The following is a 13,241-nucleotide window of genomic DNA, read 5'->3' as shown; positions in this document are numbered from 1 at the left end:
TCCTGGCCGTCGTCGCTACGGTCCAGCCTTCGCGAAGGCGTCATTGCGTCAACCGATGCGGTGGCGTGCATTTTGCGGGGTGACGGAGGCAAAAGGAACTCGTCTCCGGGGAGAGCGCGCATAAGCCGTCAACCATCGCGCAGGGAAGGCCGAGTTTCGGTTGCCCTGTGTCTCCCCTGTGCATTACGTGTGCATCATGTTCGCATGGGGGCTTTATGGGTGCCAGCCGGCGCCCGGTCTTCCCTGCGCCCTTTCGGAGAGGGCGTGACGAGACGCGCAAGACTCGGGCAAAACATGTCGCGAGATCGCCAGGGTGCGTCCGCGGCTCGGAGTTGTTCTGGATTGCACGAACCATCTGCAATTGAGCCGTGTGTCTCTCAGACCGTAATCGCTGCCACCTTATGCAGCATCGTCGCAATCCGTTTCACCTTGCCGGTAACTTGTCAGCATGCCATCCTCTCATCGCCAGGCATAATCAAACGGAAGCGGGCGCTTTGCCGAGCCTTCCAAAAATCTTGGTTGGGGAAACCCTTTGGGAGGTCTGATTTCATGACATTGAACCACGTCACGGGGCTGCTCTGCGCGGCCGCGATGTCCATTGCGCTCGCCGCGGGCGCGCGGGCCGAGGACAAGGTGGTCAAGATCGGCGTGATCCTGCCGATGTCCGGCGGCACCGCCTCGATCGGCGCGCACGCCAAGGCGGCGCTCGAGGTCGCCATGGACATCATCAACAACGCCCATCCCGAGCTCGCCAATCTGCCGCTGGCCAAGAACGCAGGCCTTGCCGGCCTCGGCGGCGCCAAGATCGAGGCCGTGTTCGCAGACAACCAGGGCAACCCGGCGACGGGCCAGAACCAGGCGCTGCGTCTGATCACCGAAGACAAGGTGGCGGCCGTGTTCGGCGCCTACCAGTCCGGCATCACGCTGACGTCGAGCGCGATCGCCGAGAAATACGGCATTCCCTATCTCAATTCGGAGTCCGTCGCCGCCAATCTCACCGAGCGCGGCTTCAAATGGTTCTTCCGCACCACGCCGATCGCCACCGATTTTGCCAAGGCCTACGTCGATTTCCTCGCGGACATCAAGGCGCAGGGCGCCAAGACCGACAGCGTGGCTCTGGTTCACGACAACACCGAATACGGCACCTCGGTCGCCAATACCATTAGCGCCGCCTTCAAGGAGAAGGGCCAAGCGGTCGCGCTCGACATCGCCTATCCCGTCAACGCGACCGACGTGCAGGGCCAGGTGCTCCAGCTCAAGGACAAGAAGCCCGACGTGATCATCATGATCTCCTACACGTCGGATGCGATCCTGTTTGCCAAAACTATGCAGTCGCTCGACTACAAGCCGGCGGTGCTGCTCGCCGACGACGCCGGCTATTCCGATCCGTCCTTCATCAAGGCCGTCGGCAAGATCTCGCAGGGCGTCTTCAACCGTTCGTCCTGGTCGGTGGGTCCGTCCGGCTCGCCATCGGCCATCATCGCCGACATGTACAAGAAGAAGAGCGGCGAGGAGATGGACGACACCGTCGGCCGCGAGATGCAGGGCTTCTTCGTGCTCGCCGATGCGATCGACCGCGCCGGCTCGACCGATCCCGCGAAAATCCAGGCGGCGCTGAAGGCGACCGACTTGAAGCCTGAGCAACTCATGATGGGCTACAAGGGCGTCAAGTTCGACGACAAGGGCCAGAACGTGCTCGCCTCCGGCCTCATCATCCAGCTCCAGGATGGCGAGAACTACACCGCGGTCTGGCCGAAGGCGAACGCCGTGAAGGCGCCGATGCTGCCCTACAAGGGCTGGTGAGATTTTTGAAGGCGGGGCCGCGCGCCCCGCCTTTCCCGGGATGATTTGATCAGAGCAACGCGGCTCATGTCCTTTGTACTCGTCCAGGTGATCGTCGGCGGGCTTCTGCTTGGCGCCGTCTACGCCCTGTTTTCCTCGGGCCTCACGCTGGTGTGGGGAATGATGAACATCGTCAATTTCGCGCATGGCGATTTCGTCATGCTCGGCATGTACGTCGCCTATGTCGTCTACATCCTGATGGGGGGCGGGCCGCTTCTCGGTGCGCCGCTCGCAACGCTGGTGCTCGCCACCGTCGGCGTGGTCGTCTACTTCGCGCTGATCCGCGACATCATGAAGGGGCCGATGCTGGCGCAGATCCTCGGCACCTTCGGGCTGGCGCTGCTGCTGCGCTATTCCGTGTTCTGGTGGTTCGGCGCCAATTTCCTGTCGATGCCGCAGGACATCGTCGGCGGCACGTATGCGTTTGCGGGCCTGCGCATCGAGGCCTCGCGGCTGCTTGCCGGTGTGGTTGCGTTGCTGGTGACGCTCGGCCTGCATCTCCTGCTGACGCGCACCTCGCTCGGCTCGAAGATGCTGGCAGTGGCGGAGGATCAGACCGCGGCCCAGCTGATGGGGATCCGGCCCGACACCATGCAGGCCATCGCCTGGGCGATTGCGGCCGGTGCCACGGGGCTGGCCGGCGCGCTGATCGCGAACTTCTTCTACATCGTGCCGACCGTCGGCGAGACGCTCAGCATCGTTGCCTTCGTCACGGTCTCGCTCGGCGGCTTCGGCAGCGTGCCGGGCGCGCTGGTCGCGGGCCTCCTGATCGGCGTGATCGAGTCGCTCTCGGGCTATCTGATCGGCGCGGTCTACAAGGACATCGTCGTCTATGTCCTGTTCCTGTTCTTCCTCTGGTTCCGGCCACAGGGCCTGATGGGCAAGACCTGATGGGCAAGTCCTGATGAGCAAGTCCTGATGGGGAAGATGTGATGCGGCGCCTGATCTGGCTTTCGGTCGTCGCAGCGGTGGCGATTGCCTATCCGCTGCTGCTGTCCTCGCCGTTCCAGCAGCGCCTCGGTGCGCTGGTGCTGCTCTATGCGATCGCTGCGTCTGCCTGGAACATCGTCGGCGGCTATGCCGGTCAGGTCTCGGTCGGCCATGTCGTATTCTTCGGCTGCGGCGCCTATGCTGCGATGGGGTCCTACGCCAAATTCGGCCTGTCGCCGCTGTTCGGTATTCCCGGCGGCATCGTGGTGGCGGTAGGCTTGGCTGCAATCATCGGCGTGCCAACGCTGCGGCTGTCAGGTCACTATTTCAGCATGGCGACGATCGCGGTCGCCGAGACGATGCGGCTGATCGTCACCAATACCGACTGGTTGGGTGCGGCCGTCGGCCTCTCGGGGCCGACCGTGCCGCGCAACATCTTCGATCTCTCGTTCCTGTCGTCGCTGCCGTATTATTATCTCTTCCTTGTCGTCCTCACGATCACGCTGCTCATCACCTGGTGGATGACCAACAGCCGGATGGGATTTTACCTGCGCGCGATCAAGGATTCCGAGCGCGCCGCGCGCTCGCTCGGCGCGCCGGCCAGCCGCACGAAACTCTATGCCTATATGCTGAGCGCTGCGCTGACGAGCGTCGCCGGCGCGCTCTATGCGATGATGTTCGGCTTCGTCGATCCAGAGTCCGGGTTCGGCACTCTGATCTCGGTGAAGATCCTGATCATGGCGGCGCTGGGCGGAGCTGGACTGTTGTTCGGGCCGCTGGTCGGCGCGGCGATCCTGGTGCCGCTGGAGGAGATTTCCAACAGCTGGCTCGGCGGCAGGGGAGCAGGGCTCACCTTCGTGCTCTATGGCGCGATCATCGTGCTGATCGCGCGCTTCCAGCCCAGCGGTTTGCTCAGCCTGTTCATGCGGCAGAGCAAGCGGACTTCAGACACGGGAGCAAGCCATGCTCCTTGAGGCACGCGGAATTACCAAAGCGTTCGGCAGCTTCAAGGCGGTGGACGATGCCTCCGTGACGCTGGAGCAGGGCGACATTCTCGGCCTGATCGGCCCGAACGGCGCGGGAAAATCCACCTTCTTCAATTGCCTCACCGGCGATCTCAAGACCACCTCCGGCTGCGTGCTGTTCGAGGGGCGCGACATCACCGACGCCACGCCGGAGCTGCGTGCCGGGCTCGGCCTTGCCCGTACGTTTCAGGTGCCACAGACTTTCGAGGGCATGACGGTGCTGGAAAACGTCATGATCGGCGCCTTCCTGCGCAGCGCGCATCGCAAGGACGCCGAAGTCAAGGCGCGCGCGGTGCTGGAACGCGTCGGCATGAGCCGGCTCGCGGATGCGCCGGCGCGCTCGCTCGGCACGCCCGGTCGCAAGCGGCTGGAGATTGCGCGCGCGCTCGCGACCGAGCCAAAAGTGTTGCTGCTCGACGAGGCCATGGCCGGCCTCAACGCACATGAGGTGAAGCTCGCCATCGATCTCGTCCGCGACATCCATCGGTCCGGCATCACGCTCGTCATCGTCGAGCACATCATGGAGGTGATCATGTCGCTCGCAAGCCGCGTCATGGTGTTCCACCAGGGCAAGGAGATCGCCCGCGGCTCTCCGCGCGAGGTCACCTCCAACCCCGCCGTGATCGAGGCCTATCTCGGCAAGCGCGCCGCCAAGGCGGCCGCCGGACACACGCCGGTCGAGCTGATGGGCGGGCCGGACTTATGAGTGGGGCGTTGCTGCGGATCGAGCACCTCGAGGTGCGCTATGGCGACCTCATCGGCGTTTCCGACGTCTCGCTGGAGGTGCCTGAGGGCAGCGTCGTCGCGCTGCTCGGCTCCAATGGCGGTGGCAAGACCACGACGCTGAACGCCATCGCCGGCCTCATCCCCGTGCATTCGGGATCGATCAGCTTTCGCGGCGAGGAGATCGCCGGCGAGAGGGCGTTTGCGATCGTGCGCAAGGGGCTTGCACTGTCACCCGAGGGGTGGCGGCTGTTCGTGCAGCAGAGCGTCGAGAACAACCTGATGCTCGGCGCAACGCCGCTGCACGACAAGTCGCACAAGGCCGCTCTGCTGGGACGTGTCTATGAGTTCTTTCCGCGCCTGAAGGAACGCCGCAATCAGCGCGCCGGCACCATGTCCGGCGGCGAGCGGCAGATGCTCGCGGTCGGCCGCGCGCTGATGAGCGACCCGAAATTGCTGATGCTCGACGAGCCCTCGCTCGGCCTGGCGCCAGCGGTGGTCGAGTCCATGTACGAGACCTTTGGCCGTTTGCATCGCGAGGGGCTGACCCTCCTGCTCGCCGAGCAGTCGATCGAGCTGGCGCTCGAGGTCTCGGATTATGCGACGGTGCTCCAGGTCGGGAAGAGCGTGCTCTCGGGACCCGCGGCGGCGCTGGCCGAGGATCCGCAGGTGCAGAAGGCTTATTTGGGCTTAGATTGATTTATCTCCGCCTGGAGCAGCAGTGACAGGCAGAAGGACGGGCTGCGGGTCAACCGTGTCCATCGGTGCGAAAAACAGGGAGGATCTGATGAGCGCAGGCAGCGGCACGCCGTTCCGCGGCACCGTCGGCAAGACGGTTGCGGAGTCCAAGCCTTGGTGGCCGGAGGCGCCCAAACCGCCCGAGGGCGCGCCAAACATCCTCGTCGTGCTGTTCGACGATGTCGGCTTCTCCGATTTCGGTTGCTACGGCTCGCGCATCAAGACGCCGACCATCGACCGGCTCGCCGCGGAAGGCTTGCGCTATTCCGGCTTCCACACCACCGCGATGTGCTCGACGACGCGCGCTGCGCTGCTCACCGGGCGCAACCACCATTCGGTCGGCGTCGGGTGTCTCGCCAATTTCGATTCCGGCTATCCCGGCTATCGCGGCAAGATCGCCCGCGAGGCGGGCACGCTCGCCGAGATGCTGCGCGTGCACGGCTATCGCAACTACATGATCGGCAAATGGCACGTCACGCCGCTGACCGAGAGCGGCGCGACCGGTCCGTTCGACGGCTGGCCGCTGGGACGCGGTTTCGATCGCTTCTACGGCTTCCTCGATGCCGAGACCGATCAATACGCGCCCGAGCTCGTCTCGGACAACACGCATATCGACCCTCCCGGGGCCTATGCCGACGGTTATCATCTGACCGAGGACCTGATCGACCAGGCCATCCGCTTCATCGGCGATCATCACGCCGATCGGCCCGACATTCCCTGGCTCACTTGGGTTGCGCTCGGCGCCTGCCACGCGCCGCACCAGGCGCCGGTCGATATCATCCGAAGCTACGACGCGTCCTTCGCGCATGGCTGGGACGTCGAACGCGAGCGGCGTCTCGCGCGCCAGAAGGCCATGGGGCTGGTGCCGCCGGACACGCGGATGCCGGCGCGCAATGACGGCGTCAAGGCCTGGGAAGACCATTCGGCCGACGAGCGCCGCGTGTTCACGCGACTGCAGGCGGCCTTCGCCGGCATGCTCGATCATTCCGATCGGCATCTTGCACGTCTGGTCTCGTTCCTGGAGACGGCCGGCATTCGCGACAACACGATGATCATCGTGATGTCCGACAATGGCGCGAGCCAGGAGGGCGGACCGCTCGGCTTCGTCAATGCGATGGGGCCATTCAATTTCAAGCCGGAGCCGATCGCGGAAAAGCTCGCCCGCATCGACGACATCGGCGGCCCCGACACCCACAGCAATTTCCCGCACGGCTGGGCCATGGCCTCCAACACGCCGCTGCGGCGCTACAAGCAGAACACCCATGGCGGCGGCATCCGCGATCCCTTCGTCGTCAACTGGCCGCTGCGCATTGCGGCCAGGGGCGAGCTACGTCACCAGTTCGTGCATGCCAGCGACCTGACGCCGACGCTGTTGGAATTGATCGGCATCGAGGCGCCCCACGAGATCGCCGGCTGCCGGCAGATGCCGCTCGAAGGCGAGAGCTTCGCGCGTTCGATCGCGGATGCCTCGGCACCGTCGAAGACGTCAGCGCAATATTTCGAGATGTTCGGCCATCGCGGCCTCTGGCAGCGCGGCTGGAAGGCCGTCGCCTATCATCCGCCGGGGACGCCGTTCGAGAACGACAAATGGGAGCTGTTTCACCTCGATGAGGATTTCTCCGAGACCAACGATCTCGCGGCGAAAGAGCCGGAGCGGTTGGGCCAGATGATCGCGACATGGTGGGGCGAGGCCGAGAAGCACAACGTGCTGCCGCTCGACGACCGCTTCGGGCCGCGCTTTGCCGAGAACGCCGCGCGCTTCCATGGCGCGCGCCACCATTTCGTCTTTCACCACGGAATGGGCCATGTGCCGACCGACGTTGCGCCCGACGTGCGCAGCCGCAGCTACACGATCGAGGCACATGTCGAGATCGAGGAGGCGGGGGCCAGCGGCGTGCTGATCTCGCATGGCGATGCGACGTCCGGCTATAGCCTCTACGTCAAGGACGGCCACCTCGTGCACGATCTCAACATCGGCGGCAGCCACCAGGTCGTGCGCTCGGACCGCAAGGTGCCGTCGGGGGCGCGGCGGCTCGGCGTGCATGTCGAGCGTCTTGTCCGCAAGGAGCCGCCGGCCATGGGCTCGCGCACCGGCGTCACCGACTACACGCTGCTGATCGACGGTGAGCCGGCCGGCTCGCTCCAGACGCAGCTCGGCTTCCACACCCTGATCTCGTGGTCCGGCCTCGACATCGGCCGCGACCGCGGCAGCCCGGTGTCGCACTACGCTGCGCCGTTCGAATTCGAGGGAAGGCTCTCGCGTGTCACCGTCACCATGCACAACGACCAGAAGCTCGACGGCGAGGCCGTTGGCAATGCGCAGATGGCGCGGCAGTAGCGGACGGCGAGATCGGCTACTTGATCTTGTCGTAGGCCGCCGCGAAATCGTTCAGCGGCATCGGGATCGCGATCGTCTCCTTGGCCATGTTCTGGAAGGAGACCTTCAACTGCTTGCCCGACTTCAGGCTCGCAAGCAGGTCCGGCGCGATCGGCGTCGAGGCGTAGCAGCCGCGGTTCTCGCAGGTCTGAATCTGGAGATCGACGGTCTTGCCCTCGTCGACCTGGAGTTTTGCGCCAACCGGCAAATTGAGGCCGAGCGGCAATTGCAGCAGCGCGACTGGCGTGCGGGTATCGGGGGCGATGCGGATGTTGATCAGGATGATGGTCTGGCCGGTTTTGGTCAGGACCGCGTTCTGCTCGATCGCGCATTCGAGCGGGGCGTCGCGGCTGACGCTGGTGCAGCGTGCGATCCAGCCGGGCTGTTGCGCCGGAGCGCCCTCGGCTTGCGGCTGGGTCGGTGCAGGCGCGGGCTGCGCGGCCGCGGGAGCTGAGCTCTTCTTAGCGCCCTGCTGGGCACACACGGCACCGGTCGACAACAGGACAGCGGCGGCGAGGACGACAAGTCTGGATTGCATGGGCATGGCGTAACCGCGTTGGCGTGAACCGAGGGCTTCGCTGTACCGTCGCTGACGCGGTGGCGCAAGCTTACTCGGCAGCTTCCTTGACGGTGCCGTGCTCGGCTTCCGCGTGGCCTTCGTCCTCAGTTGAGCGGCCCCAGCCGGAGAACCAGTTGCTGAGATTGTCGAGATAGAGATAGACCACCGGCGTCGTGAACAAGGTCAGCGCCTGGCTGACGATCAGACCGCCGACCATTGCATAGCCGAGCGGCTGGCGGATTTCCGCGCCGGTACCTTGGCCCAGCATCAACGGCACGCCGCCGAGCAGTGCCGCCATCGTCGTCATCATGATCGGGCGGAAGCGCAGCAGCGCGGCCTGACGGATCGATTCCTCAGGTGTCTTGTGCTGGTCGCGTTCGGCCGCGATCGCAAAGTCGACCATCATGATGCCGTTCTTCTTCACGATGCCGATCAGGAGAATGATTCCGATCAAGGCAATGAGGCTGAAGTCGAAGCCGGCTGCCATCAGGATCAGGAGCGCTCCGACGCCGGCGGACGGCAGCGTCGAGAGAATCGTGATCGGGTGGATGTAGCTTTCATAGAGGATGCCGAGGATCAGGTAGACCACGACAAGCGCAGCGAGGATGAGAAGCGGCACGGTGCCGAGCGATTGCTGGAACGCCTGCGCGGTACCCTGGAAGCTCGAGTTGAGTGTCGGCGGCGCGCCGAGATCGGCCATAGCTTTCTGCACGGCCTGCGTGGCCTGTCCGAGTGCCATGCCTTGCGCAAGGTTGAAGCTGATCGTGGTCGCCGGGAACTGGCCCTGATGGCTGATCGAGAGCGGCCGGACCGGATCGGTGGTCCAGGTCGCAAAGGTCGACAACGGCACCTGGTCGCCAGTCAACGGCGATTTCAGGTAAAGCTTGTTCAGGCTGTCGAGATTACCCTGCATCTCCGGCAGGATTTCCAGGATCACGTGATAGCTGTTGAGCTGGGTAAAGTACTGGGTGACCTGGCGCTGGCCGAACGCGTCGTAGAGCGTGTCGTCGATCAGCTGCGGCTGGATGCCGTAGCGCGATGCGGTGTCGCGGTTGATCTTGAGCTGGACGGTGGTGCCCTGCGTCTGCTGGTCGGTCGCGACGTCGCGCAATTCCGGCAGCGTCTGCATCTTAGCGAGGATTTTTGGTGCCCACTCGTTGAGCTCGCCGAGATCCGCATCCTGCAAGGTGAATTCGAACTGGGTCCGCGTCGGACGACCGCCCAGGCGGACGTCTTGTGCCGCCTGCATATAGAGCCGGGCGCCTTCGACCTTTTCGAGCTTGGGACGCAGTCGAGCAATGATCTGCTGCGCCGAGGCCTTGCGGTCGTGGCGCGGCTTCAGCGTGATGAACAGATTGCCGTTATTGCCGGCGCGACCGCTGCCGCCGATCGCCATCGCGACGCTGGCGACGTCCGGATCGGCCCTGACGATATCACCGAGAGCCTGCTGGCGCTGCTGCATGGCCGCGAAGGAGATGTCCTGCGAGGCTTCCGAGGTCGCCGTGATCAGTCCGTTGTCCTGCTGCGGGAAGAAGCCTTTCGGGATCAGGACGAACAGATACAGCGATAGTCCGAGGGTTGCGAAGAAAATCAGCAGCGTCGTGCGTCGCCAGCTCAGTGCGATATCGAGGACGTGCTCATAGCCGCGCAACATCGCATCGAAGGCGCTCTCGCTCCATTGGTAGATCCGGCCGTGTTTCACCTCGCCGTGGGCGCGCAGGAAGCGCGAGGCCATCATCGGGGTCAGCGTCAGCGACACGCACATCGACACGAAGATCGTCATCGCCAGCACCACGGCGAATTCGCGGAATAGGCGTCCGATGATACCGCCCATCAGGAGCAGCGGGATCAGCACTGCCACCAGCGAGATACTGATGGAAACGATCGTGAATCCGATTTCCTTCGCGCCCCTGTAGGCGGCGGTGAGCGGCTTTTCGCCTTCCTCGACATAACGCGAGATGTTTTCGAGCATGACGATGGCGTCGTCGACCACGAAGCCGACCGCGATGGTGAGCGCCATCAGGGAGAGGTTATCGAGCGTATAGCCGAACACCCACATCAGCGCGCAGGCGCCCAGCAGCGCCAATGGCACCGTGATCGCGGGAATGACGGTGGCCCAGAAGCTGCGCAGGAAGGCGAAAATGACCGTGACCACGAGGAAGATGGTCAGCAGCAGCGTGAACTGAACGTCCTCGACCGCGGCGCGGATGGTCTGGGTGCGGTCGCTGATGAGCTCGATCTTGATCGCCGGCGGGATCGCCGCCACCAGCCGGGGCAGGGTCGCCTTGATCTTGTCGACAGTGTCGATGACGTTGGCCCCGGGCTGCTTGAACACCACGAGGAACACACCGCGCTTGCCGTTGGCCCACGCCGCCTGCTTGGCGTCTTCGGGACCGGTGACCGCCTGGCCGATATCCTTGATCCGCAACGGACCCCCGTTGCGATAGGCGATGATGACGTCGTTCCAGTCTTTGGACTGGGTGAGTTGGTCGTTGGCATAGATCGTATAGGCGCGCTTCGCGCCATCGATATTGCCCTTCGGACTATCGACCGTCGTGATCGCGATAGCGCTGCGCACGTCCTCAAGCGACAGGCCCTTGGCGACGAGCTTGGCTGGATCGATTTGAACCCGGACGGCCGGTTTCTGCTGGCCGCCGATGATGACCTGTGCCACGCCGGAGATCTGGCTGATCTGCTGTGCGAGCTGGGCGTCGACCGCGTCGCTGACGCTGGTCAGCGGCAGGGTCTCCGACGTCGCCGACAACAGCAGGATCGGCGAGTCTGCCGGGTTGACCTTGCGGTAGGTCGGCGGCGACGGCAGGTTCTTCGGCAGCTGGCCGGAGGCCGCGTTGATGGCCGCCTGCACGTCGTTCGCCGCGCCGTCGATGCTGCGGTTGAGATCGAACTGAATGGTGACCGAGGCCGTGCCCAGATAGCTCGTCGAGGTCATCTGCGCGATGCCGGGGATCTGGGCGAATTGGCGCTCGAGCGGTTGCGCCACCGAGGAGGCCATCGTTTCCGGACTGCCGCCCGGCAGGTTGGCGGTAATCTGGATGGTCGGGAAGTCCACCTGCGGCAGGGGCGCGACCGGCAGCAGCGGATACGCAACGAGACCGACAAAGAGAATGCCGGCCATCAGCAGCGAGGTGCCGATGGGATAACGGATAAAGGGTGCCGAAATCCCGCCCTCGGTCATTCCTGTCGTACCTTGTTCTGGCTCGGATCAGTGCTCGCGACTGCCGTGGAGACGAGGCTTCCGGGCTGGACCTTGAATTGACCGCCGGTGATCACTTGTTGTCCCGGGCTAAGTCCTTCCTCTATCGCCGAGCGTCCGTCGATGGCGTAGCTGACCTTCACCTTGTGCAGCTCGGCCTTGTTGTCCTGGCTGACGGTGTAGGCGTAGAGGCCGTTGGTCGAATGCTGGACTGCGTCATCCGGAACCACTGTCGCATCCTTCAGGGTGCGCACCAGAAGGCGCGTCGAAACCGACTGGCCCGGCCAAAGCGCGTGGTCCTTGTTGTCGAACACCGCCTTGAGGCGGATAGTTCCGCTGGTCGTGTCGACCTGGTTGTTGATGACGGCGAGCTTGCCCTCGGCCAGCGTCTTCTTGCCGTCGGTGGTGAACGCAATCACCTTGAGCGCGCCGGTCTTCTGACCCTCGGCTATGTAGGGGAGCTGATCCTCCGGCGCGGTGAAGATCACGGAGATCGGCTCGACCTGCGAGATCGTGACGATTCCGGTCTGTGTGGAGGCGTTGACGATATTGCCGATGTCGACCTGGCGCAGGCCGGCAACGCCGGTGATCGGTGACTTGACCTGGGTGTAGTCGAGCTGGGTCTGGGCGTTGGCGATCGCGGCCTCGTCGGAGGCGATCTGAGCGGTGAGCTGGGCGACGGTGGAGCGTTGCGTATCGGTCTGCTGCCGCGTCGCGAATTCGCCGAGCTTTGTGTAGCGCTGAAGATCGAGATTGGCGTTGGCGAGATTGGCCTCGTCCTGCTGCTTCTTGGCCTTGGCCTGATCGAGGACGGCCTGGAACGGGCGCGGATCGATCTCGACCAGGAGATCGCCTTGGTTGACCATTTGGCCTTCGGTGAAGGCGATCTTGTCGATCTGGCCGTCCACCCGGGTCCGGACTTGTACGGTGTTGAAGCCCTGCACTGTGCCGAGGCCGGTCAGATAGACCGGGAAGTCGGCCTTCTGCACCGGGGACACGCTGACAGGCACTGCGGGCGCCCGCGGCCCGCCCTTCTGCGCGGTTTGGGTTTTCCCGGCCTCAGGCGCCGAGAATCGTTGCCAGCCGTAATAGCCGCCAACGGCCACAGCTGCGATGACGAGAATCCACAGGATCGGCCGTGACTTTTTCATATCTATTCGTGTCGGCTTGTATGCCCAAAGAAACGAATTGTGGCGCTAGCAAAGGGTTCCCAGCGCGCGTTGTATAATACACGCCAAGTTCCACTGTAAACAGCACTATCCGTTGAGAATCCTAAACAATTGGAAAGCTTTGCACCCCGTAGGCAACCGGGTGATGCAGCGGTGTGCAGTGCTGCATTTTCCCGGCGCGAGCGAGCGGCGTGTAAAAATTAGGCAGCACGCGCAGACCGCGTGCGTGATCGAGCATTGGCGCGGCCATGCGGGCGGGCCCATAGCCTAAGATTCGGATTCATCGCAGTTAGGAGGGTTCTAAACCGGCGATGCAGCGTTTCGGTTGTCAGGAAAATCAGTGTCGTTCATATCGGCCGGCCGCAACTGGAGCATGATGATGGACGAACTGAACGGCAAGCTGATCGCGTGTCAGATTCTGATCACGGGGCTGATCGCGCGCGTCGCCAACGAGCAGCGCGATCCCTTGCGCTTCCTCACCGACTTCCGCGACGAGATCAAAGCCGTCGTCAGCGGTGTTAACATCGCCGGCATGGACAACTCCGATCGCGTGCGTGCGGTCGCGCAGCGCACCGTCGACGAATTGTTCTCGCTGATGAAGCCCCCGAGCAGCGACTGACGGCTCCAAAAGATGATGCGCGACGGCAAACTCTCTCGTGTCTGA

General features: G+C 63.9%; 10 protein-coding genes. 7 read left to right on the top strand and 3 right to left on the bottom strand.

The window, feature by feature from the left end:
* Nucleotides 1–549 precede the first annotated feature (549 nt).
* The 6 genes from JJE66_RS22380 to JJE66_RS22355 all read left to right on the top strand — a co-directional run bounded on the left by JJE66_RS22380 (nucleotide 550) and on the right by JJE66_RS22355 (nucleotide 7,596).
* Nucleotides 550–1,803, top strand: a complete 1,254-nt coding sequence (locus JJE66_RS22380) for an ABC transporter substrate-binding protein (protein ID WP_200516658.1) — start codon at nucleotides 550–552, stop codon at nucleotides 1,801–1,803.
* Nucleotides 1,804–1,869: 66 nt separating this feature from the next.
* The gene (locus JJE66_RS22375) at nucleotides 1,870–2,733 is read left to right on the top strand and encodes a branched-chain amino acid ABC transporter permease (RefSeq protein WP_200516657.1); all 864 of its coding nucleotides are present in this window, start codon (nucleotides 1,870–1,872) and stop codon (nucleotides 2,731–2,733) included.
* A 41-nt stretch (nucleotides 2,734–2,774) separates the two neighbouring features.
* Nucleotides 2,775–3,746, top strand: coding sequence for a branched-chain amino acid ABC transporter permease (locus tag JJE66_RS22370; protein WP_200516656.1), 972 nt, complete (start codon nucleotides 2,775–2,777; stop codon nucleotides 3,744–3,746).
* Nucleotides 3,736–4,503, top strand: a complete 768-nt coding sequence (locus tag JJE66_RS22365) for an ABC transporter ATP-binding protein (protein WP_200516655.1) — start codon at nucleotides 3,736–3,738, stop codon at nucleotides 4,501–4,503. Before JJE66_RS22370 ends, JJE66_RS22365 begins: the two co-directional genes overlap by 11 nt.
* Entirely contained in the window at nucleotides 4,500–5,219 is a 720-nt protein-coding gene (locus tag JJE66_RS22360) for an ABC transporter ATP-binding protein (protein WP_200516654.1), read from the top strand. The genes JJE66_RS22365 and JJE66_RS22360 overlap by 4 nt, the downstream gene beginning before the upstream one ends.
* 88 nt (nucleotides 5,220–5,307) lie before the next feature.
* A complete protein-coding gene (locus JJE66_RS22355) occupies nucleotides 5,308–7,596 on the top strand; it encodes an arylsulfatase (protein ID WP_200516653.1) in 2,289 nt (762 codons plus the stop codon).
* Between the two features lie 16 nt (nucleotides 7,597–7,612).
* On the opposite strand, the gene JJE66_RS22350 is transcribed toward JJE66_RS22355, so the two are convergent.
* From JJE66_RS22350 to JJE66_RS22340, 3 genes are all read right to left on the bottom strand, one after another.
* Nucleotides 7,613–8,179, bottom strand: coding sequence for an invasion associated locus B family protein (locus tag JJE66_RS22350; RefSeq protein ID WP_200516652.1), 567 nt, complete (start codon nucleotides 8,177–8,179; stop codon nucleotides 7,613–7,615).
* 64 nt (nucleotides 8,180–8,243) lie between these two features.
* A complete protein-coding gene (locus JJE66_RS22345; RefSeq protein WP_200516651.1) occupies nucleotides 8,244–11,390 on the bottom strand; it encodes a multidrug efflux RND transporter permease subunit in 3,147 nt (1,048 codons plus the stop codon).
* Nucleotides 11,387–12,559: an efflux RND transporter periplasmic adaptor subunit gene (locus JJE66_RS22340; RefSeq protein ID WP_200516650.1), complete on the bottom strand. Its 1,173-nt coding sequence runs from the start codon at nucleotides 12,557–12,559 to the stop codon at nucleotides 11,387–11,389. The genes JJE66_RS22345 and JJE66_RS22340 overlap by 4 nt, the downstream gene beginning before the upstream one ends.
* A 397-nt stretch (nucleotides 12,560–12,956) precedes the next feature.
* Here JJE66_RS22340 and JJE66_RS22335 point away from each other — a divergent pair, with 397 nt between their 5' ends.
* On the top strand, nucleotides 12,957–13,196 hold the full coding sequence (locus JJE66_RS22335; protein ID WP_200518662.1) for a hypothetical protein: 240 nt from the start codon (nucleotides 12,957–12,959) through the stop codon (nucleotides 13,194–13,196).
* Nucleotides 13,197–13,241 lie beyond the last annotated feature (45 nt).

It is taken from the genome of Bradyrhizobium diazoefficiens (genome assembly GCF_016612535.1).
Lineage (GTDB): Bacteria > Pseudomonadota > Alphaproteobacteria > Rhizobiales > Xanthobacteraceae > Bradyrhizobium > Bradyrhizobium diazoefficiens_C.
Note: the sequence above shows the minus strand (reverse complement) of the source record. Positions and strands in the feature narration are given on the sequence as shown.